Annotated in this window: 22 protein-coding genes; 14 read left to right on the top strand and 8 right to left on the bottom strand. The window is 48.8% G+C overall.

Translation table 11 applies throughout. The features are described 5' to 3' along the window. Window positions 1-74 precede the first annotated feature (74 nt). A complete protein-coding gene (locus HNR50_RS07420; protein WP_184745422.1) occupies window positions 75-1,517 on the top strand; it encodes an MFS transporter in 1,443 nt (480 codons plus the stop codon). 9 nt (window positions 1,518-1,526) lie between these two features. Here HNR50_RS07420 and HNR50_RS07415 read toward each other — a convergent pair whose 3' ends face one another. Beyond that, window positions 1,527-5,864, bottom strand: coding sequence for a DEAD/DEAH box helicase (locus HNR50_RS07415; RefSeq protein ID WP_184745420.1), 4,338 nt, complete (start codon window positions 5,862-5,864; stop codon window positions 1,527-1,529). Window positions 5,865-5,984: 120 nt separating this feature from the next. Here HNR50_RS07415 and HNR50_RS07410 point away from each other — a divergent pair, with 120 nt between their 5' ends. The 3 genes from HNR50_RS07410 to HNR50_RS07400 all read left to right on the top strand — a co-directional run bounded on the left by HNR50_RS07410 (window position 5,985) and on the right by HNR50_RS07400 (window position 9,341). Further along, window positions 5,985-6,884: a hypothetical protein gene (locus tag HNR50_RS07410; protein WP_184745418.1), complete on the top strand. Its 900-nt coding sequence runs from the start codon at window positions 5,985-5,987 to the stop codon at window positions 6,882-6,884. 62 nt (window positions 6,885-6,946) lie between these two features. Then, window positions 6,947-7,099, top strand: a complete 153-nt coding sequence (locus HNR50_RS07405) for a hypothetical protein (protein WP_184745416.1) — start codon at window positions 6,947-6,949, stop codon at window positions 7,097-7,099. Continuing rightward, window positions 7,092-9,341 carry an amino acid permease gene (locus tag HNR50_RS07400; RefSeq protein ID WP_221439828.1) on the top strand — a complete coding sequence of 750 codons (2,250 nt, stop codon included), beginning with the start codon at window positions 7,092-7,094 and terminating at the stop codon, window positions 9,339-9,341. The genes HNR50_RS07405 and HNR50_RS07400 overlap by 8 nt, the downstream gene beginning before the upstream one ends. Here HNR50_RS07400 and HNR50_RS07395 read toward each other — a convergent pair. After that, on the bottom strand, window positions 9,338-9,844 hold the full coding sequence (locus HNR50_RS07395; protein ID WP_184745414.1) for a PaaI family thioesterase: 507 nt from the start codon (window positions 9,842-9,844) through the stop codon (window positions 9,338-9,340). The genes HNR50_RS07400 and HNR50_RS07395 overlap by 4 nt on opposite strands. Window positions 9,845-10,141: 297 nt before the next feature. Here HNR50_RS07395 and HNR50_RS07390 point away from each other — a divergent pair, with 297 nt between their 5' ends. The 8 genes from HNR50_RS07390 to HNR50_RS07355 are packed head-to-tail and all read left to right on the top strand — an operon-like array spanning window position 10,142 to window position 15,599. After that, window positions 10,142-10,852: a DUF2520 domain-containing protein gene (locus HNR50_RS07390; RefSeq protein ID WP_184745412.1), complete on the top strand. Its 711-nt coding sequence runs from the start codon at window positions 10,142-10,144 to the stop codon at window positions 10,850-10,852. Continuing rightward, complete coding sequence (gene panB / locus HNR50_RS07385) at window positions 10,849-11,637, top strand: 3-methyl-2-oxobutanoate hydroxymethyltransferase (protein WP_184745410.1); 789 nt, start codon at window positions 10,849-10,851, stop codon at window positions 11,635-11,637. The genes HNR50_RS07390 and panB overlap by 4 nt, the downstream gene beginning before the upstream one ends. Next, complete coding sequence (panC, locus tag HNR50_RS07380; RefSeq protein WP_184745407.1) at window positions 11,637-12,398, top strand: pantoate--beta-alanine ligase; 762 nt, start codon at window positions 11,637-11,639, stop codon at window positions 12,396-12,398. The genes panB and panC overlap by 1 nt, the downstream gene beginning before the upstream one ends. Continuing rightward, window positions 12,385-12,924, top strand: a complete 540-nt coding sequence (locus tag HNR50_RS07375; protein WP_184745405.1) for a flavoprotein — start codon at window positions 12,385-12,387, stop codon at window positions 12,922-12,924. The genes panC and HNR50_RS07375 overlap by 14 nt, the downstream gene beginning before the upstream one ends. Further along, window positions 12,921-13,640: a phosphopantothenoylcysteine decarboxylase domain-containing protein gene (locus HNR50_RS07370; RefSeq protein WP_184745403.1), complete on the top strand. Its 720-nt coding sequence runs from the start codon at window positions 12,921-12,923 to the stop codon at window positions 13,638-13,640. The genes HNR50_RS07375 and HNR50_RS07370 overlap by 4 nt, the downstream gene beginning before the upstream one ends. Window position 13,641: 1 nt before the next feature. Then, on the top strand, window positions 13,642-14,412 hold the full coding sequence (locus tag HNR50_RS07365; RefSeq protein WP_184745401.1) for a type III pantothenate kinase: 771 nt from the start codon (window positions 13,642-13,644) through the stop codon (window positions 14,410-14,412). Further along, entirely contained in the window at window positions 14,409-14,765 is a 357-nt protein-coding gene (gene panD, locus HNR50_RS07360) for an aspartate 1-decarboxylase (protein ID WP_184745399.1), read from the top strand. Before HNR50_RS07365 ends, panD begins: the two co-directional genes overlap by 4 nt. 45 nt (window positions 14,766-14,810) lie before the next feature. After that, window positions 14,811-15,599: a response regulator gene (locus HNR50_RS07355; RefSeq protein ID WP_184745397.1), complete on the top strand. Its 789-nt coding sequence runs from the start codon at window positions 14,811-14,813 to the stop codon at window positions 15,597-15,599. 5 nt (window positions 15,600-15,604) lie between these two features. Here HNR50_RS07355 and HNR50_RS07350 read toward each other — a convergent pair whose 3' ends face one another. The 4 genes from HNR50_RS07350 to HNR50_RS07335 all read right to left on the bottom strand — a co-directional run bounded on the left by HNR50_RS07350 (window position 15,605) and on the right by HNR50_RS07335 (window position 20,059). Continuing rightward, window positions 15,605-16,903 carry a methyl-accepting chemotaxis protein gene (locus HNR50_RS07350; protein WP_184745395.1) on the bottom strand — a complete coding sequence of 433 codons (1,299 nt, stop codon included), beginning with the start codon at window positions 16,901-16,903 and terminating at the stop codon, window positions 15,605-15,607. A 127-nt stretch (window positions 16,904-17,030) separates the two neighbouring features. Beyond that, complete coding sequence (locus tag HNR50_RS07345; protein WP_184745393.1) at window positions 17,031-17,750, bottom strand: thioredoxin family protein; 720 nt, start codon at window positions 17,748-17,750, stop codon at window positions 17,031-17,033. 142 nt (window positions 17,751-17,892) lie between these two features. After that, window positions 17,893-18,402, bottom strand: coding sequence for a hypothetical protein (locus HNR50_RS07340; RefSeq protein WP_184745391.1), 510 nt, complete (start codon window positions 18,400-18,402; stop codon window positions 17,893-17,895). 133 nt (window positions 18,403-18,535) lie between these two features. After that, window positions 18,536-20,059, bottom strand: a complete 1,524-nt coding sequence (locus HNR50_RS07335) for a DUF4384 domain-containing protein (protein WP_184745389.1) — start codon at window positions 20,057-20,059, stop codon at window positions 18,536-18,538. A gap of 419 nt (window positions 20,060-20,478) precedes the next feature. Here HNR50_RS07335 and HNR50_RS07330 point away from each other — a divergent pair, with 419 nt between their 5' ends. Beyond that, window positions 20,479-21,366 (top strand): ABC transporter ATP-binding protein, encoded by an 888-nt coding sequence (locus HNR50_RS07330; RefSeq protein ID WP_184745387.1) that lies wholly within the window; start codon window positions 20,479-20,481, stop codon window positions 21,364-21,366. After that, entirely contained in the window at window positions 21,363-22,622 is a 1,260-nt protein-coding gene (locus HNR50_RS07325) for a hypothetical protein (RefSeq protein WP_184745385.1), read from the top strand. The genes HNR50_RS07330 and HNR50_RS07325 overlap by 4 nt, the downstream gene beginning before the upstream one ends. A gap of 166 nt (window positions 22,623-22,788) precedes the next feature. Here the strand turns inward: HNR50_RS07325 and HNR50_RS07320 are convergent, their stop codons facing one another. Both HNR50_RS07320 and HNR50_RS07315 read right to left on the bottom strand, forming a co-directional pair. Next, window positions 22,789-23,391 (bottom strand): hypothetical protein, encoded by a 603-nt coding sequence (locus tag HNR50_RS07320; protein WP_184745383.1) that lies wholly within the window; start codon window positions 23,389-23,391, stop codon window positions 22,789-22,791. A 51-nt stretch (window positions 23,392-23,442) separates the two neighbouring features. Next, window positions 23,443-25,590: a S8 family peptidase gene (locus HNR50_RS07315; protein WP_184745381.1), complete on the bottom strand. Its 2,148-nt coding sequence runs from the start codon at window positions 25,588-25,590 to the stop codon at window positions 23,443-23,445. Between the last annotated feature and the right edge of the window lies 1 nt (window position 25,591).

Genomic DNA, 25,591 nt, shown 5'->3' with positions numbered 1-25,591 from the left:
TTACAGTTTGACGTCTCAAATAAACAGTTCTATTATTACTTACTGTAAGTAATATTAACATTCAAGGACATCGGATGAGCAAAAGAGAAATCAGACTGAGAAATATGGTTGCCTATGGCGCCGGAGACATTTACGGCGGCGGCGCTTTCATCATTATTGGAACATACTTCATGTTGTTCCTCACGCTTAATGTGGGAATCAATCCCGCCCTGGCTGGTCTGATCGTGTCACTCGGGAAAATCTGGGATGCCGTAACTGATCCCATGATGGGGATTCTCTCTGACAAGACCAGAAGCCGGTTCGGTCGGCGGCGTGTGTACTTCCTCCTGGGGATTCTCCCCATTACGGCGTCTTTCATTCTTCTATGGCTAAATCCTCATATAGAGAGCGAGACGGGTCGTTTCCTCTATTACTTACTGGCCTACATGTTTTTCAATACCGTTTTTACCATGGTAATGGTTCCCTACAACGCCCTTCTCGCCGAAATGACAAGCGACTATAAAACCCGGTCAAAAATGATGGGGATCAGAATGCTTTTCTCTCAGGGCGGAACTCTTGTCAGCGCCGTTGTCCCGGGCATAATATTCTCCTTTACGGGAAGAAATGATCTGGGTTACTTCTATTTCGCTCTCATCATCGGAATATTCTACGCCACCCCCTGGCTTTTCACATACCTCGGGACATGGGAAAGAGAGGTGACGGAAGAGGAGCGGAGCCTACAGGCCCGGAGCCTGGGAGACGTATTCCGGGAATTCTTTTCTACTTTCAAAAACAAATCATTCAGAAGCCATATCGGAATGTATCTCTCGGCGTACGCGTCCATGGATATTTTTATGGCCCTTCTCATGTATTACCTGCTTTTTCATCTGAGATACAGCGGCAGCGAGTCTCTTGTGCTCGGTACGGTGCTGATCGTCCAGATTATCGGAGTGGTCATCGTTTCCCGGTCCTGTATGAAACAGGGAAACGCCAGGGTCTACCGCCGCCATATAGCTATCTGCATGAGCGGTCTCGTTCTACTCTCCCTGCTTCCCAAAGGTGTTCCCTATTGGGGTATTCTCGCGGCCGGGGCCGTTTTTGCCCTGGGGATGGCCGGAGGAGTTTTCGTCCCCTACAACAATCTCGCTTTCGTTATCGATGCCGATACGATTATCAGCGGCAGGCGCCGCGAGGGGATATATTCGGGGATGACCACTTTCATAAGAAAGATTGCCCAGGCAATGGCCTTACAGATCGTGGGTATAGGCCTTTCGCTGATCGGATTTTCACAGGGTTCAGTGGAACAGAGCACCTCGACAGTAAACGGCATCCGGATCATGTTTACCTTTCTGCCTCTGGCGCTTTTGCTCGCCGGGTTCATTTTCTCCCGAAGCTTCCGGATCGATCCGGAAAACCATAAACTGATGCTGAAAGAGATAGAGACCCGGGAGAAAGGGGAAAACTGCTCGCAGGACAGGGAAGTCGTCGAAGCCTGCGAGCTGGTTACGGGCTGTTCCTACGATACGCTCTGGAGCTGAGCTACAAATCTAGATCCTGACACCGCTCAGGATATAACAATTAAAATTATCTCGGAATCCCGCTTCCTTCAGAACTTTCCGGAAGGGACTCTCTGATACTGCCAGACCGTTCACCTTTTCGACCTTGATGGATTTGAGCGGTTCCGATTCCCGACTGAGGAGCGTGCGGAAAAACCCGAGAGATTCCAGTGAATCAGGATGGTCCGGTTCTGTAAAAAATTCCAGCTCTTTTCCGTTTTTCAGCGAATAGAGGAGAGGATTCTGCCCCCGGAAGACCATATGGTTGGAAGGCATTCTTTTGGGATATTTCCCTTTGAGCTCATCAAGTCTGATACCCGCCAGGGAAGCGGGATCGGTGCAGTTCATCCAGTATAATGTGTCCTGCTCGAGCGGATCCTTCAACATACGCAGAGCCTCCCAGCTGGCAAACTGCAGACCTCTGACCCCTTCGAAGAAATACCCTGCCACACACTCTCCGGACAGTTCCATGAGGCGGAGCGTGGGGAAAACGGCATTCCAGTTCAGTTGCTCCGTTTCCCTTTCCAGAAGCTGTCGGAACAGAACGCCGTAACGCAGGAACAGCTGACGGATCACTTCGCGCAGCCTCTCGTCGCGGGCTATCAGGTCTTCATCTTTCCCGATGGTCTCGGGAATGAACCAGCGGCCTTCGACAGGGCGGGAACGAACCCAGCGGCTGTATCCGCCCCGGCTGATTTTCCGGCCGCCCCTCTCTTTTTCCATGTCGGAAAAGCTGTCGGCATTGTATTTGTTTGCAATGCCGCTGCGGACTGTTGAAAAATGATCATTGGAAATGGCCCCTTTCCAGCAGAGTTTCCAGAGCGATTCGACCAGCTCCGTACTGTTTTTTCCGCTGTGTTCTTTTATGTCCCAGAAAGTAAAACCGCCCCGGCTGTCGGGGAGAAGATCCTCTCCCCCCTTTTTTCCTTTTCGGGGAGGGATGAAGAGGCTCTGTTCCTCATCGAAGCAGAAGGCAATTGTTTCTTTGCCGCAGCCGTACCACATAAGGGGGCTTTCCTGAAACAGCGTATCGAGCCACGTCCGGTAGTAGGGGTTGAGCCTGGCCGGGAGGATTTCCTTCTCCCATAGGGGGGCTTTGGCTCCGAAGGCTATCAGCCTCTCCATAACATCCCGCAAATCATCTTTATCTCCTCCCGAGCCAGTGAGAAGCTGCTGCTGTGCCAGGAAAAGCTGAAGGCTTTCCGCCGGCAGCGCTTTGAACTCCTTCCGCCCTTTCCGCCTTTTCAGCCTGAAGAGGATTTCCAGATTTTCAGCCGTGCAGATTTCATCTTCCACAGCCCCTTCGGTCAGCCGGTCGATGATGAGCTGATCCGACTGGCGGAGTTCCTCCAGGCAGTCCATTATGATTTGAGACGGCGCCGGATAGAGTTCCGCAATGCGGGTTAAGAGAACGGGGCCGAAAAAGGAGAGCCACTGAGGCAGCACATCATCAATCTCACCAATAAATTTATCGGCATCGAATTTCTTATCATATGTGACAGAGAGCACGATCGGTTCTGATGAATCGCCACTTTCCCGCAAAACGATGCGGTTCTTCACATCTTCCAGGATTTCCGCACAATTTTCCCTGTCACGGATCAGGGCTTCGGTCAGCTCTTCCCACTGGCTGAGCGGGAGAAAGATCCTCTCCTCGATCCAGTCGAATAGATCATCGGATGCCCCCGGGCAGTAATCGGGAAAGGTCCGGGTCAGCTTTGCCTGGAACTCCGCAACCAGTTCACAGGACAGCATGGGACGGAGACCCGACTCATGAACGATTCCCCGTATAAGGTCTTCATTGAGATTGGACTGACCTCCCAGAGGGGTGTCATCTTCATACATTCTCTGGTTCGTATGATCGTAAATAATGCCTGCCGCGAAGGGCGACGGCGTCCGCGTCACAACATCGGTGATGCGGATTTTCCCCTCCCGGATTTCATCGAGAACCATAGCGAGCGAAGGAAGATCGAAATCATCGCGGAGGCAGGAGCGCCAGGTTTCTGTGAGGATGGGAAAATCCTCGTAACGGCTGACCGCCTGGAGGAGTTTCTTGGAACGGAGTCTGGTCAGCCACAAAGGAGTCCGCTGCTTGAAGGATTTTCGGGGCAGAAGCAGAGCACGGGAACAGTTGTGGCGGAACCGCCCCCCGAAGAACATGGTCGATTCGAGCCTTCGCCTCAGAAGAGATTCGAGATTATCCGCATTGACCAGAGACAGAACGTCTTCCGAGGAAAACTGATGGGGAAGATCGAGAATGACAGCGTCATCGTCACAAAAGACCTGCAGGGGATAGCCGTGCTTGTCCTCCCAGGCCTGGGAAAGAGCTTCGCTGTAGGGATAATTGAGTGTTCCGCCCCACAAAGTGTGGAGAATGACCTGATGGCAATCCGTTCTGTTCAAAGGATCGTTAAAATGCTCGATGACGAGGTTATTCCTGCCGGGGAGAGATGCTCCGGTAACGTCTTTCTGCCTTTCCAGGAAGAAAAGCATCGATTCGGCGGCTTCGGGGCTCATATGAAATCGCCGGCTCAGCTCATCGCCTAAGCGGGGATCATTCCATTTCCGCTCTACATGATCCAGCAGATCCAGTATTCTGAGAGAATAAAAGAAGTCCCTGCCGTTGGGATCGGCTTTCCAGAAAGGGCTCATAGCTCCGTTCGAGTCTCCGGGGCTGACCTCCACAGCCCGGTCTCCGATCCTGTCAATCCTCCAGGTCTGGGTTCCCAGTGTAAAAAAGTCTCCGGGATTTCTCTCCCAGACAAACTCCTCGTCAAGCTCCCCTATTTTGGAACCGTCCCCCATCAGTCTCAGCTCGTAGTAGCCTCTGTCGGGGATAGTGCCGCCGGACATGTAGATGACTCTTTCCGCTCCGTCTCTGGCCCGCGCCGTTCCCGCCGCTCTGTCGATATTGAGCCGGGCTTTCAACTCGCCGATACGCGTATCGCTGTACCGCCCGTTCAGCATATTCAGGACCAGATCGAAATGGCGCCGGGGGAGATTCCTCCAGTGATAAACCGATGTTATAAAAAGATAAAGCTCATCGAGGTTCCACTCTTCGGTACAGCACATGGACAGAATAACCTGCGCCAGAACATCAAGAGGGTTCTCAGGTATCTTCAACGCCTCGATCTCTCCGGCCAGAACGGCTTCCGCCGTAATGGCGCAGCTGACCAGATCGAGGCCGAACATGGGAAAGATGGTGGAACGGCTGACATCGCCCACATTATGCCCTCCCCGACCGATCCGCTGAATGGCAGAGGACAGCGAAAATGGCGCCTGAATGAGAAGAACTTCATCAATGGAACCGATATCGATTCCCATTTCAAGGGAGCTGGTCGCGACTATGGCTTTCAGCTCGCCGGCTTTCATCTTCTGTTCAACGAAATGCCGAATCTCCCGGGACAGCGATCCGTGATGGGCGAATGCGACAGTCTCCCCCATATATTCATTGATCATCCGGGTCACTTTCTCGGTCTGCCGGCGGCTGTTGCTGAAAATCAGCGTGGACCGGTTGGAGCGGATCTTCCCGGCAAAGACAGCGATGGTCGACGGCCACTGGGATCCCTCCCCTTCCGGCGTATCAGGGAAGGCGACGGAGAGCTCATACTTCTTCCGGATTTCCGAACGGAGGATTTTAACATCCCGGGGCCGGGATGCCTCTTCCTTATGATATCGCCTGTAATAACCACCCAGCAGCGAGGCGACCAGATTCATGGGCTGAACCGTTGCGGAAAGGCCGATGCGCTGAAACTCTCCGTTGATCAGAGTCAGCCGCTCCACAGCCGAAAAGAGATGGACTCCCCGCTTGTTCGCCGCTATGGCATGGATTTCATCGAGAATGAGAACGGACAGTCCTGAAAGCAGGCTTTGAGCCGCTCCGGAAGTGAGCATGATGTTAAGGCTTTCGGGAGTCGTTATGAGGATTTCCGGCGGCCGTCGCATCATTTTCTGCCGATCCGATCCCGATGTGTCGCCGCTGCGGGTCTGAACGCGGATCTCGGGGAATGATTCTCCCCTCTCTTCGAAAAAGGCCCTCAATTCTTTCAGAGGCTCAGTAAGGTTGCGGCGCACATCATTATTTAATGCCTTGAGCGGGGAAATATAGAGAACCCGCACGGTTCCGCCCGGCCATTGTTCCGTAACCAGCTGATTGATGGACCAGAGAAAGGAAGCCAGCGTCTTGCCGCTTCCCGTCGGCGCCGTCATCAGGACATGAGACCGGGAAGCGATTTCCCTCCAGCCTTTTTCCTGGATATCCGTGGGAGCTGAATATTTCCGAGTAAACCAATCCTGAATGAGCGGATGAAAAAGTTCCAATACCTGTGCCATAGCTAACATATTAAGGGATATTCGGTAAAAAACAACCTGTCATGCATTTTGCATTGGAAATCACAACAAGATTGCCATAAACTCAGATATTGAATATCCATACATTTAACGGGGAAAATCATGCGTTCATCACTATGTCTCACATTAATAACAGGATTACTGTTGCTTTCCGGCTGTGACTTTCTATCATCTCTCTCATCGGATAGCGATAGCGAACCTGCCGAACCGGATTCGGCTAATTCGGCACCTTTAATTACAGTTGATTTCGACTACCAGGAGAGTCAATATACCTCTTATACCAATATTTACGTCATATGGCTGGAAAACTCTTCAGGAGATATTCAGCATCTTTACGTTTGTGAACGCCTTCTGCCCGATGACGGAACCAGAACTTCAGATTATAAAACGATTACAGATCGATTATCGGCGCTGCCTTTCTGGCATCTCAATCGCTATGATGAAAATGATGCGGACCTGATGAATGATGCAGTTTTCCAGGACGATGTCGACGCGGTTACGGGAGCGACTCAAAGGAATTCAGACTTCACCGTAAGCAGGGCGATCGCTGAAAGGATGGGAAATGAATTTACTCTTTATCTTGAAGTGGATGAATCCTTTGAATACAACGAGTGGTTTCCCGGTACAAAATTCGATATGACAGATCAGCCTGCAGTACTCTATTCTGCCGATATTGACTTATCGTCGGACAAAACCGATTATACGTTAACACCAATAGGTTTCACTCCTATGTACAGCTATGAGACTTATTACAACACCAGTTTTGCCAGCTATAACAACAATAGCGAAGTCACTTCTTTTTTTGAACTGACAGCCGACGACGAAACAGCCCGGACAAATGGGACTTTATCATTTGAAAAAGGTATTTTGTTTGAAGATATGAGATACATTACCCACAGCAGAACGGAAACGGCGTCTTCCGATTATATTTTCGGAACAGCCGCCCCTTCTGAAAGTTCGATCCGCTCTATCTCAGGCATAACCGCGGCAATCAGCCGTTAAGAAAAAGACAATTATTTTTCCTGCTTGCCCGATCAACAGAACCGGACCTAAAATATTAAGTTATGAACCATTTAATTCCAGGCCTGATCGCGGCTGTTCTGGCAGTCGGCATCATCATCACTCTTACCATTTCAGCTGTTATCCGCATCAATCATATGGACCGCAATAAAATCCATGAAGTAAGAGAACTGTACAGGAAGAGAAACCGTGTCTGATAATTCCATAAAAACCGAACTATCGCGGGAACTGAATCTATTCCACCTGACCATGCTCGGACTGGGCATGATGATCGGTGCGGGTGTATTTCTGGGAATCGGGAATTCGATCCACCATGCCGGACCGGGAGGAGTGATTCTCACCTTCGCCTTCAACGGGGTGCTGGCCCTCTGTACGGCTATGTCCTATGCCGAGCTGAGTTCGGCTATTCCCAGAGCGGGAGGAGCCTTCAATTTCGCCAAACTGGCTTTCGGATCCCATATGAGTTTTCTCGCCGGCTGGATGGAGTGGTTCGCCTCCAGCGTAGCCGGTTCCATGTATGCCGTTACATTTTCAATCTATACGATGCGCTATCTCGATACGCTGGGGTTTCTCCCCGCAGGACTGGCGGATACTCTGATAAAGCCTGTGGCTGTGGCAATAGCGCTCCTTTTCCTGATAATCAATTACAGGGGAGCTTCGGAAACAGGTAAGGTCGGAGCCATTATGACGCTGGGACAGACGCTCTTCCTGGTTCTGCTTGCCATTATCGGGATTTATGTTGCCATAAAAGAACCCCACAGACTTCTGAATTTCCAGCCCTTCCTTCCCAAAGGATGGGGACGGCTCTTGATGACCATGGGATTCACCTATGTGGCTTTTGAAGGGTTCGAAGTCATCGCCCAGGCGGGAGATGAAGCCATCAATCCCCGAAAGAACCTCCCCAAGGCGATGATTCTCTCAGTATCAGTAGCTGCTCTGACGTATATCGGCGTAGCCTTCGCGACCATAGTGTCTGTTCAGGCCGGCCATGAGGGGATCGACATTCCCTGGGAGTGGATCGGTTCTTTCGGAGAGAAGGGATTCGGCGAAGCGGTATCCCGGCTGATACCGGCGGGAAATATCCTGCTGACCATTGCCGTCATTTTCGCATCCACATCCGCTCTTAACTCGACGGTTTTCTCGGCGACCCGGGCTTCCTATGCTCTCGGCAGGGATGAGCTTTTGCCACCTGTTTTTGCTAAAATCTCCCCGAAAAGAAAGACCCCCGTCGGCGCTCTTACACTGACAGGAGTGATCATCGTATTCGTCGCTTCATTCCTGCCTACGATGGATGTGGCTTCAAGTGCCAGCATCATGTTTCTCTTTCTCTTTTTCGTCGTCAACCTGAGCGTCATCATCATCAGAAGAAAGTTGGGTGATGAGATGAAATACGGCTATATCATGCCGCTTTTCCCGCTCTTTCCCATAATAGCTATTATCATGCAGGCCGTTCTGGCCATCTGGCTGGTTGAAATGTCACTTGTAGCCTGGATAATCGCCCCTCTCTGGATCATCTCAGGCTCAGCTATCTACTTCCTTTATGCCAAATCCCATATGAAGCCCTCGGAAGTGGAGTTGGAAGTCATTGAAGAAGATCATAGTGAAACTAACGGCAGATACAGGGAACAGGTGATGATGGCTGTAGCCAATCCGGAAAATGTCCCGCTCCTGGCGGAAGTGACCCGGTCGCTGGTTCCCGATAATGAGGCTCTGGTGGAATTCCTTCATATGGTTCCCGTACCGGGGGCCGTGGCGCTTTCCGACGCGGAGAAATTCCTGAAAAGCGGCAAGGAAGCCATTGATAAGGCGGAAGAACTGCTAAGCGAAACGTACTCTACAGCCAGTACGATCCGCTACTGCCGCAATATCTCCCGGGGCATTATAACCACGGTTAAGGAGCGGCACAGCAAGACCTTGATTATGGGATGGCACGGCAAACCGGGAAACAAGCAGTTCTCTCTGGGAAGCACGCTGGATCCGGTTATCTGCGGGACTCCGGGAAATGTGATAGTCGTCAAAGGCGATGTGAAACCGAAAAAAATAAAAACCGTTCTGGTTCCCCTCTTCGGCGGACTGAATGACGCTCTGGCCATGAAAGCGGCGGAAAGGCTTCTCCCCGATGAAGGTGGAGAGATAACCGCCTTCTATTCCAACAGGGCCAAAATGCGGCCGGGCCATATCTACAACATCATGCGGAATATCGTCGACAATCCCGACGTGATCATTCACGAAATGAACACCCATCACGCCCGGATGGAGAACCTGATCGTAGAGGAAGCGAAATTTCACGACCTGCTGGTGCTGGGGATCTCGGAACCGCGGACTTCCAGGCTCGGCTTCCCTTCCCTTTCCGAGAGGATTGCCGCGAGGGTTCCGAGTCCCATGCTGCTGGTCAAGACGAACAGCATACTGCGCAAGCTGGCGAAGCGACTTTTTTAAACCTCGACCTCATCGACAGGAGTCTCATCATCGACGAGAAACCACTCGTTATCAGCAAATTCCTTCGATGAAATCTTATCGATCGCCATCTTCAGGTACTTGCCCGTGGCTGAAACGGCCACCTGCCCGTCAGGGAGAATGATTTCCCCGGAACCCTCAAAAATAGCGCCCCGTTCCGATGTTATCCTGCCGACAACTTTGAGCTCCTGATTGAGAGGAACCGGCTTCTTATAGCGAAGGGTGAGCTCCGCCGTTACGCCCCATACCGTATCTTCATAGCGGGACATGATGGCCCGGCCGATGATTTCATCGAGTATAGCCGAAGCCATACCGCCGTGCAGCCTGTCGGGATAACTCTGATGATGGTCCCGTGGGGTAAAAAGAGCGACGACTTCATCATTCTCTGTCTCATAAAACCTGGCTTTCAGGCTCAGATTATTATCGGTACCGCAGACCAGGCACATTTTGGAATTGTTCTGTTTCGATTTAATTGTGTATTTCATTATTCCATTATATATGAAAACAGATATTGTTAAATCCTTGACTTTTCCCCGGTTCAGGAGTATATAGAACACAGGAAATCCCGGAAGAGACGCCGAGCCGTCGGCAGGCAATCTCAAAAACCTCCGGAATTTACAATAACGTTGGAAAATCTTTGGATGCTGAAATATTTGTTTCAGGACCAAGGCATCCGGCGCGGAGTTTACGAATGTAAATGAGCACCGGATAACGCAGGGCCTGTAGCAAAGATGAAAGCAGGCAAAGATTTTCACAGGACTTGATCTATAAGGACAGGTACCATGAATAAAACACGCCCCTGCGCCATTGTGGGAGACGGCCGCATGGCCACGCACTTTGCGCGCTACCTTCAGCTGAGCGGAATCCCCTATAAACAGTGGTCCCGCAAGGCCAATTCAGAAGACCCTTCTGACTATCTCAAAAACTCCAGAGCCGTTTTCCTCCTGATCAGAGACGATGCCATCGCTTCATTTGCCGAAGAGAATCCCGGTCTGAAAGAGATGCCCCTCATCCATTTTTCCGGAAGCCTCTTTCTCGAAGGAATCCCCTCGATCCATCCCCTGATGACATTTTCAAAAGAACTGTACAGTCTGGAAAAATACAGGACCATCCCTTTCATTCACGAAAAGGGGAAGATGTCTCTCCGCGATGTTCTGCCCGAACTGCCTAACCCCGTTCAGGCCATGGATTTCCGGATGAAATCGCTCTATCACAGTCTCTGCGTTCTCAGCGGGAACTTTACCACCATGCTGTGGCAGAAAGCTTTCAGCGATTTCGACGAGAAGCTGGAACTGGACGACAGGCTGCTGATTCCCTATATGGAACAGACATTCGAAAACCTGAAAAGCAACTGGACCGATGCTCTGACCGGACCTCTGGCCCGGAGGGACAAAGAGACTGTTGAGAGGAATCTCCAGGCTCTGGAAGGCGACCTCTATCAGAACGTCTACCGGTCTTTCGCATCTACCGTTTTTACTGGAGGGAATTTATGACGACACTCGATTTCAGAAAATACAAAAATGAGAATAAACCCATATCCATGATCACCTGCTACGACAGCTGGAGCGCGGCGATTATAGAAGAAACAGATATAGACTGCATACTGGTGGGAGACAGCCTGGCCATGACCATGCACGGCTATGACAGCACACTTCCCGCCAACACGGAACTGATGGCCCTGCATACGGCAGCCGTACGGAGAGGCGCCCCCAATGGCTTTATCATCGGCGATATGCCCTTTCTCAGCTTCCGCAAAGGACTGGTTCCGGCGATGGAAGCGGTTGAGAAAATCATGCGGGCCGGAGCCAATGCGGTCAAACTGGAAGGATATGCGGGGCACGGTGATATTATCAGTCACATTGTCGATTCCGGTGTTCCGGTCATGGGCCATATCGGCCTGACGCCCCAATCGGTCCATCAGCTCGGCGGATATAAAGTCCAGGGAAAGAGCGATGAAAAGGCACGAGAGCTTATGGAGGAAGCGGTGGCTCTGGAAGAGGCGGGCTGCTTCGCCGTGGTTCTCGAATGCGTGCCGGCCCCGATCGGACAGGCCATATCGCAGAAACTCACCATACCGACCATAGGCATAGGAGCCGGGAACGGATGCGACGGACAGGTTCTGGTTCTTCAGGATATGCTCGGGCTCAACAATAAATTCCAGCCTAAATTCGTAAGAACTTATATGAAGGGCTTTGAAACAATCAAAACAGCCCTTAACGAATACGACAGGACGGTCAAGGATCGCTCCTTTCCTGCAGAAGAGGAGAGCTACAGTTAATGAGAATCATCAGATCCATAGAAGAATGGAGAGACATTTTCAGGTATCATAAAAGGGAAAGACGCTCTGTCGGACTGGTGCCCACAATGGGAGCCCTTCACGACGCCCACATCAGTCTGGTAAAAGCATCGATGGAAGAGAATGACCTGACGGCCGTTTCCATCTTCGTCAATCCGACCCAGTTCAACAATCCCGACGACCTCAATAATTACCCGCTGACCTGGGATGAAGATGTGCGGAAGCTCGAGGAAGCGGGAGTCGATTATCTCCTCTACCCCTCCTATGAAGATATGTACCGCGACGGTTATAAATACAAACTCATTGAAACTGATTACTCGCAGGATCTGTGCGGAACCGCCAGACCGGGCCACTTCGACGGCGTTCTCTCTGTCGTTATGAAACTGATCAATATCACGAAAGCGACAAGGGCTTATTTCGGAGAGAAAGACTGGCAGCAGTACCGCCTTATCGCCGGCATGGCCGAAGCGTTTTTCCTCGATACGGAAATCATCCCCTGCCCCATTGTCAGAGAGGAGAGCGGACTGGCCATGAGTTCCCGGAACAAGATGCTGACTCCCGAAGAGCTGGAGATCGCTCCTAACTTCAACAGAATCATCACTTCTGGGAAAAGCATCAATGAGATGAAAGCGGAGCTGGAGTCCCTGGGAATGAAAGTGGATTATCTGAAAGAAAAGGAAGGACGGATATTCGGTGCCGTTTTTCTCGGAAAAGCGAGGTTGATAGACAATGTCCCCCTCTAAAAAAATACTCATATGCATCAGCGGATCCATATCCGCCTACAAAGCGGCCTCTCTCGCATCGGCCCTTAAGAAAAAAGGCCATGAGGTGAAGACTGTCGCGACTGAAAGCGCTCTGAAATTCATCGGTCCTGCCGCACTGGAAGGTATTACAGGACAACCGGTCCTGACTGATATGTTCAATCCCGGTTACGAAATCCCTCACATCAATCTCTCCGAATGGGCCGATATGATCGTCCTCTACCCCGCTTCGGCGACGACGCTGGCCCGTCTCAGGATGGGACTGGCGGAAGATCTTCTTTCGGCGATCTTTCTCTCCAACAATTTCAGGAAGCCCTACTGGATCTGCCCGGCCATGAATATCAATATGCTGGAGCATCCGGCGGTTCAGGAAAACCTGAAGATTCTGGAAAAATGGGGAGCCCGGATCATCGATCCCGACGAGGGCGTTCTGGCCTGCGGCACCGTGGGCAAGGGAAGAGCTCCCGAGCCGGTTCCTCTGGCCGAAATGATTGAGGAAGCCCTGTGAAGATACTGATTACTTCGGGAGGAACGGAGGAACCGATCGACGGCGTCCGCTACATAACCAATTTCTCCACGGGCAAAACCGGTGCGGTCATCGCCGATAGACTGACAGATCTTGGCGCGGATGTGACACTTCTCCATGGCAAGCGAGCCCATCTACCCGAAAAAGATATGGAACAGTACAGCTTTACCAGCTTTGCCAGTCTGGATGAAAAGCTTGAAGAGCTCCTTTCATCGGAAGATTTTGATGCGATTATTCATCTGGCAGCCGTCAGCGATTATACGGTCGACTATATCGAAACCGAAGATGGAAAAAGAATCACCCCTGATGATAAAGGGAAAATCAGCTCTGACAGCGACGGCCTGATACTCCGGCTGAAAAGGAATTACAAAATTCTTCAAAGGCTGAAGACTTACAGCCGGAGAGGGAAAGAACTGTTGGTAATCGGTTTCAAGCTGACCGATACGGACTCGAAAGTGGAGATGGCGGAAGCTGTGACAAAGCAGCTGAAAGGCGGCTTTGTCGATCTTGTTGTTCACAACAATCTGAGAGACATCACGCCATCGGTCCATCCGGCCGGGCTCTATCTGCCAAAGGGAGAGCTGCTCTGCAGAACCGGAACCAAGGAAGAACTTGCCGAAAAGCTCTTCAGTTTTCTTCAATCGGAAAACAACCGGAAGGCTAAGGCAGAAAGTTTACAAAAAGGAGAATCAAACTGATATGATATTATGTCTCGATGTGGGAAATACCCAGTTATACGGAGGGCTTTTCAAGGAAGATAAAGTTATTTTCCGTTTCAGAAAAGTTATGAATAAGGGGATCTCTTCCGATGAGATAGGGATTTTCCTCCGTTCCGTCATAAGAGAAAACGGACTCGATCCTTCGGATGTCAGCCGCATTGCCTATTGCAGCGTCGTACCGGATCTAAATCACTCCTTAGAAAACAGCTGCCGCCATTATTTCGATCTTGAGCCCTTTTCCCTGAAACCGGGAGTGAAAACGGGATTGAAAATAAAATACAGCAACCCCGGTGAGGTTGGGGCGGACAGAATCGCCGACGCCATCGGAGCCTATACCCTTTTCCCCGGTAAAGATATTATCATTGTCGATTTCGGGACAGCCACGACAATCGAGGTTCTGACGAAAAACAGGGAATATCTGGGCGGAGCCATTGTACCGGGGATGAAAATTGCCATGCAGGCGCTGGAAGAGCGAACGGCGAAACTGCCGAAAGTGGAAATAGTGAAACCGACCAAAGCCTGCGGACGGTCGACAATTGAAAGCATCCAGTCAGGTCTTTATTTCGGGAATCTCGGAATTATCAAAGAAATTACCAGAATGATTACAAAAGAGAGCTTTGAAGGCGGCAAACCGATGATTATCGGGACGGGGGGCTTCTCCGGTCTCTATCGGGATTCCGGCGTGTTCGACGAGATAATCCCCGATCTCGTTCTTGACGGGATATACAAAGCACAGGAGCTGAACAAATGATTATTGAAATGCTGAAAGCAAAACTACATAGAGCCACCGTTACCGATGCGGACCTCAATTACGAAGGCTCCGTATCAATCGATCCTTCACTGTACAAAGCGGTGGGGATGATGGAATTTGAAAAGGTCGATATCCTCAATATAAACAACGGAGCCCGGCTGACGACCTATATCATCAATGGCAAAGAAGGTGAAGTCTGTCTCAACGGAGCTGCAGCCAGACTGGCGCAGAGAGGCGACAAAGTGATCATCTGCTCTTATTGCGGACTCGATTCTGAGGAAGCGAAAGGCCACAAGCCCCAGGTGGCTCTACTCGATGAAAACAACCGGATTATCAAAGAGGGGATTAAGTAAAAAGGAATCCTTGACTGCCTTCGCAATTTGGCTACAATTGAAAGCATGATAAACATATTGCATGTAGAAAGAGGATCGTTCTTCAGGAAGGTAATCAAGGATATCGCAGCTCAGTCGGGACTGATTCATTATGAAGCGGACAGCTCCGAAGCGGCACTGGAAATTCTCAAAAAAGAGCCGGTCGATCTTGTAATCACCGGCCTGGAGCTGGCAGATGTCTCGGGAGAGGAATTTGTCGAGAGATTGAGGCGGACTCAATTCAACGATATCCCCGTCATGGTGATTTCATCCAGCGACTCCATGGAAGATTACGAGAAGATGTTCAAACTGGGGGTTGTGGATTTCATTCATAAAAAAGACATCTCCTACGACCGGTTCAATCGTTATGTCCAATCGATCGTCAAGGAAGACCGACTGGTTACGAAACTGAGAGAAATCAATATCGCCGTACTCGACGACAGCCAGGTGAGCCTCAATGTTATCCGTAATATTTTCACTCTCAATAAAATACAGAATGTCGATTACTTCAAGGATCCCAAAGAACTGCTGGCGTCCAATAAGAACTACGCGATCTATATTCTTGATTTGATTCTGCCGGAAGTTTCCGGCGACGAAGTGATTATGAAGGTCCGGGAGAAATCGAGCGATAACGTCATAATATCGATTTCCAGCGTTAAAAATTACAAAACCATCTCCAATATTCTGCTCATCGGCGCCGATGACTACATCATAAAACCCTTCGACTCCAATGTGTTTATGGCCAGGTTGAAAGCGACAGTCAGAACGCTGCTGCTTCTGGAGGAAATTAAAGAGCTGAAGAGCCGGCTCAGGTAATTTTTTTAATATTCTGATTCGAGATACCTATCGCGGATCGTAAATCGTTCCATAAGCGTCTCAAGCTGCAGAGCCTGTCCCGCCAGTTCCTCGGAAGCCGAGGCGCTCTCCTCGGCGCTGGCGGAGTTGCTCTGGGTGACACGGCTGACCTGCTCCAGCCCGGCTGTCATTTCATCGAGGGAACGGGTTTGCTTCTCAGTCGCATCGGCGATCTTGTCGAGCAGATCAGCAACTTTCGAACTGGCATTGACAATGGCCTCGAGCTGCTGGAGAGTTCTGATGACAGCTTTGTTCCCGTCCTCGATTCTGTGGGCCGACTTATCAACCATATCTGTCGTTTCCTTTACAGCCCCGGCGCTTTTGACCGCCAGGTTCCGTACTTCATCTGCTACGACGGCAAATCCCTTCCCGTATTTTCCCGCTCTCGCCGCTTCCACATTGGCATTAAGTGCCAGGAGATTGATCTGAAAGGCAATATCATCGATGACTTTTACGATATTCCGAATTTCACCGGAACTGCTGTTAATCCCCTCCATGGCTTCTTTCATTTTGATCATCTCATCGGAACCGTTTTCCGCTTCCTGACGAGCCTCCCCTGCCAGGCGATTCGCATCTTTTACCAGCAGTGAGTTTTCATGGGATTGATTGTTCATCTGCTCTACCGATGAGGTTATCTCTTCCAGTGTCCCTGCCTGATCCGAAGCGCCCTGCGAGAGATTCTGGCTTCCTATGGCGATCTGATCGGCACCGGAACGGACCTGATATATGGCATCGGTTATCTGCTGAACCAGATCTCCCAGAGACTCTGTCATCTCTCCGATTGAATGGCCCAGGGCGTCGCTGTCGGAAAGCAGATTGACTTCAACGGCGAAATTGCCTTCGGCCACCTGCTGCAGCACAACTGATTTCTCCCGCAGAGCCGCTGTCATTTTTGAAAAGGAACGGGCCAGCTGTCCGATTTCATCTCTCTGCTTTATGGACAGATCATCGAGATCGACGACTCCGCCGGCTATCTGTTCGGCATGAGCTGTGAGCTTTCCAAGAGGTTTGATGATAAAAGCCGCCAGTCCGACAACAGCAATGATCGTAGCTGAAGATCCCGGAACAACGATGACAAGGAAGGTTCTCAGACTCAATCCCTCCATCCCCATATAGAAAGCCATAATGGCGATTAAACCTACAGTCAGGCCGAAGGTTAGCGAAATTTTAAAGATGATATTGAAACGGTATTTGAGAAAGAATGTGATGTTGGTCAACATGACTATTCCGCTAATGATAAGCACGACCTTGAAAAACTCGGACATATTCCCCCCTATTCAAATAAAAATACTCTGCTGATACATTAAAAACGGGTTCCAGCCGGTAGAATCCGGTATCTTATTCATCCGCCGGGCAATCCTTATTAAAGACTAGATGAGCGTCATGTTATTTTCAATCAAAATACGGGTCGCCGCCGATCCGCCGGACATCGGGAAGATCGCTCCAGACCCAGTTTCCTTCCTGAAGTGTCGCCATATGCCTGTCCGTCCCCTTCATGGGCAGCGCGATGACATGTTCCTGACGGGCGTGTTCCAGATAGAGATATTCATAATCGTATTTCATCTGCTTGTATTCTATCTCTTCCGCGCCGGTCTTAAGTATCCAGGTACCGTTGTTTCTGTTGATGTACTCCCCGCCGCCGTCAGCTGCAAATGTGTATTTCTCCGGAAGCTGAAGATCTTTAAGAAGGGGCTTGAAAACGCCTTCCGAATCCTTGTATCGCTTCATGCTGCCCACCATGGCGACCGGATCCTGAGTATAGATATTTTCGATATACTGCCCCTTGCTGTCATAGAGAAACACTGAGGGGTATCCGGAAAAATCAAAATTATCCAGTTCGGGATTTCTGGCACCGTTCACCTTGTCGAGCAGTTTCAGAGGAATGTAGTTTTCCGTCAGATAAGACTGGAATTCCGGTTTGGACAGAACATTTTCCTCAAGACGCTGACACCAGATGCACCAGCTGGGAGCGGTAATAAGAACAAATATGTTCCGCCCCTCACTCTCTGCGGCTGCCAGCGCCATATCATAATCGCTGTACCAATTGACTGTATCGGCAAATAGACCAGACAGAAGCAGAATAAATATTATTGAGAAAATCCTGACTTTCATTATGCCCTCCCGGGGAAAAAGCTATACTAATAATTTTATGGAAAGTTAAGGAAATTTCAAAATTTGCCGGGGAGACAAAAAAACCGCCGGGAGCTATAGCATAATCCGGCGGTCTTCTGATTTTTAAAACCAGAGAAAATTATTAGTCACAAATGAAGAAAATCACCTTCTCCGCAGTTGTAAAGGATAGAAATGTTTTGTCGAAACGGGGATTCTCATAAGCAGAGACGATACTGGTATAGATAAACCTGGAACTCTCGTCTTCTCCGGCAGAAGGGTTATAGACAAAATCGATCAAATACTGACTGGGTGTCGCGGTCAAACCGCCGATTCTGTCATAGGCATCCTTGCTGAAACCGATGGAATGAGACTCATTAGTATCACCGTTCTGAGTTGTTTTAGCTGTAATTTCAATAGCTGTTTTAAAACCTAAGTCTGCAAAAGTTCTTTTTTCCGGGTCATTAGGTACTACATTGTTCAGGTTTTCCTGAATTTTCTGATTATAGTCGACGATCAGTTCGACAGATTCGTTTTTTGTTACGTTCAGCGTATCTTCATCAATATTTGTAATCAGTTTCCCGGAGAAAGACTCCTGGGCGAAAACTGAAACCGTGGTCATAAGAAGAAAAGCTATTATTAATTTCTTAAGCATTCAATGCTCCCTTAAGTTGTTGGCTTGTGAATCACAATCTTAGACTGATCAGATCAATTCTGTCCAGAATAAATAGAGCCGTGTTTTGATAATAAGACAACTCCCGGAAGCGGAAGTTACGGTAAAAAAAGAATTACCGCATGGTCGTCAGATTAAGAATCGCCTCGCCGACCCGCACTTCATCCTCCGCACCTGTCTGCTTTTTCCTGAGTCCTCTGGTCTGAGCCACAACGGCTTCCATTGTTGAAAAAACTTCATACTCTTCTCCGTCGATGAAATCGACAATCGTATTGGGCGTCGGCGGTTCCTTTGAGAAAGCGGTAACGATCATCTGCTCCACGCCGAAGGGTCCCTGGACTTCGAATTCGTAAGGAAGTGCTACGGCCCTGTTAACCTGATCCATGCCGATGTAGAAAGAGCGCTCGAGAAGAACCATCTCTCCTGTCGCCAGCCGATAAGTAATCCGGAGGAACGAAGGCTGATTGACTCTCAAATAAAGCTGAAGCGTCTCGCCATCCTCAAACACGAGAGAATCGCTGTCCCTTCCTTTATTGGTCCAGACATCGACATTAATACCGCCGTCGGTCAAAGCGCCGACTGAGAATTCCTTCAAGGCGACCATAGCCTCTTCGAAATTCTGAGGCTTCAGATCATAGGATCTCAAGTCGGCCGAGTAGGGAAACCTTACCGATGCCTGCCCCAGCTTATTGCCCCGTTCATCGACAGCTAGAACCCGGAACCGTATCATATTGCCTTCCATCCAGTAGTTGGAACGATAGATGGTCTTTGCATTGGATCGTGACAGAGACCCTATAAGAGATCCTTCCAGCCCCGAAGCGGCATAACGCCCGAACTCGCTTGAGAAAGATGATGTTTCAAAAGTACTGGGAGGTACGGAAATATTCCCGGCATTGAGATCCTGTCTTTTCAGGATAAGGGCGATTTTATCCATAGCCGCCTGATAATTGCGCAAATCGAGATCATCCAGTTCCTGTATCCGGCGGTTCACATCATCTTCAAGAGTTCTGACAAAACTCTCCTGATCCGTGTCATATGCGGATAACAGCCTCTGAAAGGAATCCCTGCTCCTCCGGGGATTCACTGAAAGATACAATGACTCCTGTTCAGATAGCAGAATAAGCTCTTTCTGCGCGTCGTAAAGAGATTCGAGAGCCTGTACATTCTTCCCCGAACCGATCAGCTCTTCCGCGCGGTCATAGGCGCTAAGGGCTTTACCAAGAGCCAGATCCGCTTTCTGCACATAAGATGAAGATAAATCCTCAATGGAAACATAGGCCAGAGCATAGGTTTGGGAGGAATCGTCATACACAAGATAATCTACGCCGGAAACCGTAACCTGAACGGAATTCCTGGACAAAATTGTCAAATCAGAGCTGTATCCCCCCGAACCATCTTCTTCAGATAATGTCATGACCGAGTTGACTTTGGTTTCAATTTTTCCCGAGAGATCGGCAAGCGCACTCTCTTTCGCTTTGGCAACGGCATCGCTTGAATAGCGGTTATACATGGCAAAACCCGTGAGATACCGGTCTGACGAATAGGGAGTGCTGGTTCCCATTGAACGGACCCAGCCCGGTTCGGCATAGAGATGTATGGATATTAAAATGAGAATAAGTGTCGCAGGCAGTTTTTTCATGGCGTAATCTCTCCGTTTTTTTGTATTATACTACACTGGAATCATCTTTTCAGTTTTCCTTAAGGCTCAGCAGTATTAAAACCGAAATGGGCAAAAATATTATCGCGGTCAGCAATCGATTTCAGATGTTTAGCGATTCCCGGGTGGCAAACTGCCTATAACAATAAATGGATACGATGCCCTTTTCTTCGCTGTATACTTCTCCTGAAAACGCTATATGCTGATCACTTTGGAAAACTTCTAAATAAATCGCTTCCTTAATAAATTTTATTTATAATGTTTAATATTATACATCTTTTATTATTTTAGAACCAACTATATAATCTCAATATCATTTATCATATTCAGGCAATAGCTGAAACAGTCAGATATTGCCGGATGAAATTTCATAAGTTAATTAATCAAATGAGGCAGATATAATGGAATTGGAGATACATGAAATTTCAAAGCACTTCAGAGAAAAAAAAACTGTAAACAAATTCTCATTAAAAATCACGCCTGGAGTCTGGGGGCTCTTAGGTGCAAACGGGGCTGGAAAAACCACATTGATGCGGATTATCGCCGGTATTATCAAACCGACTTCCGGCTCTGTCACCTATAACGGAATCCCCATAGGCGAACTGCAGGAAAAGTACAGAAATATTTTGGGATATCTTCCTCAGAATTTCGGTTTTGATCCGGATTTTTCAGTCAATGACTACCTGAATTATATCGGTGCGCTCAAAGGGCTCGGCGCGGCAGATGTTTTGGAAAGAATAGAGGATCTGACAGAGAAGCTGAATCTTACCGAGCTGAAAAATAAAAAAATTACAAAATTATCGGGAGGCATGAAGCAGAGAGTCGGTATTGCCCAGGCTCTGCTCAACGAACCGGAAATTCTGATCCTCGATGAGCCGACGAGCGGTCTGGATCCGGGAGAGAGGATCAGATTCAGAAATCTGATTTCAGAATTTGCCCGCGATCGCATCGTGATCATTTCGACTCATATCGTTTCGGATGTTGAATACATAGCGACCATGAACGCTGTTATGAAAGAGGGAAAGCTCCTCTCTTGCGGCACAACGGCAGATCTGGTCAGAACAGTGGAGAACCATGTATGGAGCAGCGTCATATCTATCAGAGATCTCTATGAATATGATCGGAAAGTGAGGATTGTTAACACCAGGAACGTAGATGCATCGAGGGTTTCGATCCGGTATCTGGCTGAAAAACCGGTAAACGACAGCTCTATATCCCGGAAGCCGTCCCTGGAAGATCTGTATTTATGGATGTTCCCGCAGGAAGAGAAAGAGGCGGAAGACCTATGAACAGATTATTGATTCTTGAATTTAAAAGAGTTTTGAAGAGGCGGCAAACGATGATTATCATCTTTGTTTCATTTTTCTTTTCCATAGTTCTGGCTATGATACCTGTTATCTCCCAGGAAGCATTCCACTACGACAAATCGGGAAAAGCAGAGACGCTCAAAGGACTGGATGCCATCGTTTTCAAAAGAGATCTGCAGAAAGATATTATCGGCATTGTGACGCCTGAGAAATTCAGGCTGGCTGTAGAGATATCTCAGAAATGTCTCCGGGAATACGGAGTGGAATCACAATATGATCTGCCGGTCGAAGTATACACAGAAAGAATAGAGCCTTATTCGCTTTTGGTGCACAAAGTCAAAGAAGTCCTCGCCGATCCGGATACGGGATTTGCGCCTTCTATTCTCCAGATAGATCCCGAGACCTTAGACGGGAACTTTTATGACAGATTCGAAGAGAGATTGGAAGGCATAATGGAAACAGAACAGAAGGATCATCGGGTGGTACGGTCAACGTCGATAGAAATGTATAAGAGGGTTCAGCTGCCCCTGTTTTTTTTCGGCACCAACGGAGACGCCATGGATTATCAGGTCCTGCTTTCCTTCATCATACTACTGGCATGTACATTTCTGGCGGCTCCGGTTTTCTCATCAGATTATCAGAACGGAGCTGAAGATATTTTGCGGTGCACGAAATATGGAGGGATACGGCTGGCCAACGTAAGAATTATAACATCAATTTGCGTAAGCGCCCTTTTGTACGGGGTTAGTATTTCCTTATATATATTCATTTCAAATAGTCTTTTCGGTTGGGAATGCACTGAAACATCCATGCAGGTAGTATATTCAGCCGTAAGTCTTCCCGACTGGAATATAGGGCAGCTCCAATGGATTATGATGTTTGCCGGACTGGCCAGCGTAATGGCCACGGTGAGTTTCACCCTGCTCATCTCTTCAAAAAACAGAAATGTTCTCATCCCTCTGGCCATTGGCCTCATAACCTGTATTCTGCCTATGATTATCTATTTCCCTCTTCGGAAGATCAATGAAGATCTGGGATTGTGGGTTCAGGCGATCGTGGCATCCAATGGAGCGGGGCTGCTGGGCAGCTTTTATTATGAAGCGCTGGATCTATATTTTCTTAGAATCGGGAGATTTGCTATCTGGGTGCCTTTGGCCATGGTGGTGTTTTCAGTCGCCGAATTCGGCTTTTTCATAGCTGTGAGTAACGTCTCGTACGACAAATACAAGGAGTACTAACTCACAATTGAGGAACATAGAGAAATACCGAGGAGACACATAAGTAGAGACTAACATACCGGAAACTCTAAACGACACTACTGATATCTAATCCATAGAATGAATCACTTATATAGAAATGCTTCCTGTCTCCGGGATTTAAAAGAATTCGAGAATCTTTATCCGATTACTCTGCGTACCAGATCCGGTTGATGATGATTTTTTCCTGATCTTTTCCGCCAGGAGAATTGGCAATCCTTTCGAGCGTGCACTCGACAAGGGAAACTGAATTATCTCTGATTTCCAGATTGTCCGCTGCGGCAACAGGTCTTGAGCTAACAGTTCCTCTGCCTCCACTGAAGGACAGGAACTCCATTCTGTTGTTTCCTCTGTTATGTCTAAAGACACCAAGCATTACTCTCGAGCCTTTGGGCGGTTCATAAGTATTTGTCTGGCAATATAGAAAAAAATCTTTCCACTGAACTTTTCCCGAATTTCCGTCCGCCATATCAAAATTGATAACTACGTCATCGCTCCAGTTAAAATCTTCAATCCTGATTTCCCGGGGAAAACCTGCCGACATGCGGTATATGACAGTAGCCCCATTATACCTAAGGACCTTATAGCTATCAGAAGGATTAGTTTTATAGAAACTGATAATTCGGGAAAAATCCGGCCTATCGTAAACCTGTTCGTCATCAATTGCGCCTCGCGGAAAGCCGAAAGACATTGCAGTTATCAGAATCAATATGGAGAGAGTCTGTTTCTTTCCGCATCTGAGATATTTCATTTTCGCACTCCTTAAAAGGAGTCCCTGTGCAGGAACTCCTTGAGCATAGATTTAATTCGCAGGAATGCTGATCCTATAGAAATCGTATTCCTCTCCATCCAGATAGGCATTATATGTCTGTTCCGGATTGATTACATAAGCGTCAGCTTCCGTATCATTCGGTTCCATATCATCATTTCCATCTGTCAACGCTGCTGAACCGGTGTATGAGGATGGATCCGGATTATCTTCGGAGATGCGTATGGCATAATGGCCGTCCAGGGGAGAACCGTCCGAGACATAAGCGGTAATGCCGATGACATAATCCTCTCCCCTCTGAAGGGGATACTGAGTCTGATCGAGAGCCCCTCTATCATAATCCAGAATGAATTCAAATGCCGGATTGGCCGGGTCGCTATCGTCCACACGGTACAGTTCAATAACTGTGTCTGTTCCTGCCGTTCCTTCGTTCGTCGCTGTAATGATGTTATAGATCGGAAAATCATAGGCGAAATCTACAACGACATTCCCAAGGGGATTGTTAAAAGATACAACTTTTACCGGATCTGAATCATCGGAAAGAGATTCGCCGAAATAGAAAGTTTTTAAAATGTAATCCCCTTCTCTCAGGAGCCCGAATGAAGCTATGCCGCTTTCGCTGGAAAGAGAGCTTGCGACAAATTCTCCCGTAGACTTGTAGAGGTAAACCGGCACCGCCGCAACTCCGATACCGCTGTTTGTCACATTAGCCTGAAGGAGATATTCCGAATAAGGCGATGAATCGGAGGGACTGAGATTGATAACGGCCTCTATGGCTGCGGCGACATTGACTCTGCCCCAACCGTAATCCTCATCGAACCCGGGAGCGCCTTTATCGTCGGCCGTCGATTCGAGTATGTGCTTGATCATAGCGGGAGAAAGGGTCGGATCATGGGTGAGCATAAGCCCGACCAGACCTGTTACGAAAGGCGTTGCCATAGATGTCCCGGACATATACACGTATTCGTCTACCGCCGTGTTTCCAGCGGAAATGATATTGAATCCCGGAGCCGAGACAGACAGATGTTTGCCCGAATTGGAAAAGTGGACTTTTTCGTCCCTCCCGTTTGTCGCGCCCACGGCGATGACGCCCTGGTAAGCGGCGGGGAATGCGGAAATGTTAAATCCGTCATTACCCGATGCCACGACCGCAACGACTTTGTTTTCCAGACCATAGTTGATCACATCAATGGCGTAGTAGCTGGCATAATCGCCTCCGAGAGACATATTGACCGGAACGGTATAATCGGAATCGATATTGGCGACTTTGTAATCAACCAGATGTTTGAAAGATCCGTACACGGCCCATGTGGAGCCGCTTCCGTCCACGCTGTTTCCGTTTTCGTCATCGGCGAAACATTTGTAGAAAAGATAAGTCGCGTTATCGGGACAGACGCCGGTCACGCCGAGCCCGTTATTTCCTTCCGCCAGTATGGTACCCGAAACATGAGTTCCGTGGCCTTCCCCGGGATTGCTGTCCCAATTGGAGCCGTCCATAGCAACAGGATCATTTCCGGGCCCGACAAAAGTATATGAAACAGATCCGGCATCTCCGGTTTTATCAAACATGGAATACCCGGGATGGGCGCCGTAGACAGAGCCGAACTCCTCATGTGTTTTGTTTATTCCCGAATCGATGGTAGCGATAAAAACGTCATATTCCCCGACGCCGTAAGTCTTCAAAGCTTCTCCGAGGCCGGTTATATGATAGGAATACTGGGAACTGTTTATCCTGGGGTCGTTCAGATCATCGCTGTAGGTTACGGCCGAATACATCTCATTGATCATATCCGGCTCGGCGTAAACTACGCCCGGAGCATTATTGAGAGTTTTGAGTAGCTTGAGAACTTCTCTGTTTTTCCTGACATATAAATAACGCCCGCCATTCATTTCCATTCTGTTCACCACTACGGCTCCCGCGTCGGTGATGACCTTTTCCTTAAAGGAATCTTCAATCCTGACAATCAGATATCCGTAATGGGTCTCGTTTATCAGATCCTGTTCCGAGCCGGGAGAAAAGAAAGAGCTTTCCCCGGGAAGATCGGAATAATCGAAGGAGACTTCCTTTTCCGGAACAACTGTGGCAGGATCGCCTGAGATCCCGGGTGCCAATGCCGTATCACAACCCGTAACAAAAAGGGCTGCTGAAAAAAATATGGCAATATATTTAATTGATTTCATA

Origin of the sequence: Spirochaeta isovalerica, assembly GCF_014207565.1 — a bacterium.
Classification (GTDB): domain Bacteria; phylum Spirochaetota; class Spirochaetia; order DSM-2461; family DSM-2461; genus Spirochaeta_F; species Spirochaeta_F isovalerica.
This window is presented reverse-complemented; position numbering and strand designations above follow the sequence as displayed.

Coding starts and splice junctions, on each gene's coding strand:
- HNR50_RS07420 (WP_184745422.1), top strand. CDS start 75: ATGAGCAAAAGAGAAATCAGACTGAGAAATATGGTTGCCTATGGCGCC.
- HNR50_RS07415 (WP_184745420.1), bottom strand. CDS start 5,864: ATGGCACAGGTATTGGAACTTTTTCATCCGCTCATTCAGGATTGGTTT.
- HNR50_RS07410 (WP_184745418.1), top strand. CDS start 5,985: ATGCGTTCATCACTATGTCTCACATTAATAACAGGATTACTGTTGCTT.
- HNR50_RS07405 (WP_184745416.1), top strand. CDS start 6,947: ATGAACCATTTAATTCCAGGCCTGATCGCGGCTGTTCTGGCAGTCGGC.
- HNR50_RS07395 (WP_184745414.1), bottom strand. CDS start 9,844: ATGAAATACACAATTAAATCGAAACAGAACAATTCCAAAATGTGCCTG.
- HNR50_RS07390 (WP_184745412.1), top strand. CDS start 10,142: ATGAATAAAACACGCCCCTGCGCCATTGTGGGAGACGGCCGCATGGCC.
- panB (WP_184745410.1), top strand. CDS start 10,849: ATGACGACACTCGATTTCAGAAAATACAAAAATGAGAATAAACCCATA.
- panC (WP_184745407.1), top strand. CDS start 11,637: ATGAGAATCATCAGATCCATAGAAGAATGGAGAGACATTTTCAGGTAT.
- HNR50_RS07375 (WP_184745405.1), top strand. CDS start 12,385: ATGTCCCCCTCTAAAAAAATACTCATATGCATCAGCGGATCCATATCC.
- HNR50_RS07365 (WP_184745401.1), top strand. CDS start 13,642: ATGATATTATGTCTCGATGTGGGAAATACCCAGTTATACGGAGGGCTT.
- panD (WP_184745399.1), top strand. CDS start 14,409: ATGATTATTGAAATGCTGAAAGCAAAACTACATAGAGCCACCGTTACC.
- HNR50_RS07355 (WP_184745397.1), top strand. CDS start 14,811: ATGATAAACATATTGCATGTAGAAAGAGGATCGTTCTTCAGGAAGGTA.
- HNR50_RS07350 (WP_184745395.1), bottom strand. CDS start 16,903: ATGTCCGAGTTTTTCAAGGTCGTGCTTATCATTAGCGGAATAGTCATG.
- HNR50_RS07345 (WP_184745393.1), bottom strand. CDS start 17,750: ATGAAAGTCAGGATTTTCTCAATAATATTTATTCTGCTTCTGTCTGGT.
- HNR50_RS07340 (WP_184745391.1), bottom strand. CDS start 18,402: ATGCTTAAGAAATTAATAATAGCTTTTCTTCTTATGACCACGGTTTCA.
- HNR50_RS07335 (WP_184745389.1), bottom strand. CDS start 20,059: ATGAAAAAACTGCCTGCGACACTTATTCTCATTTTAATATCCATACAT.
- HNR50_RS07330 (WP_184745387.1), top strand. CDS start 20,479: ATGGAATTGGAGATACATGAAATTTCAAAGCACTTCAGAGAAAAAAAA.
- HNR50_RS07325 (WP_184745385.1), top strand. CDS start 21,363: ATGAACAGATTATTGATTCTTGAATTTAAAAGAGTTTTGAAGAGGCGG.
- HNR50_RS07320 (WP_184745383.1), bottom strand. CDS start 23,391: ATGAAATATCTCAGATGCGGAAAGAAACAGACTCTCTCCATATTGATT.
- HNR50_RS07315 (WP_184745381.1), bottom strand. CDS start 25,590: ATGAAATCAATTAAATATATTGCCATATTTTTTTCAGCAGCCCTTTTT.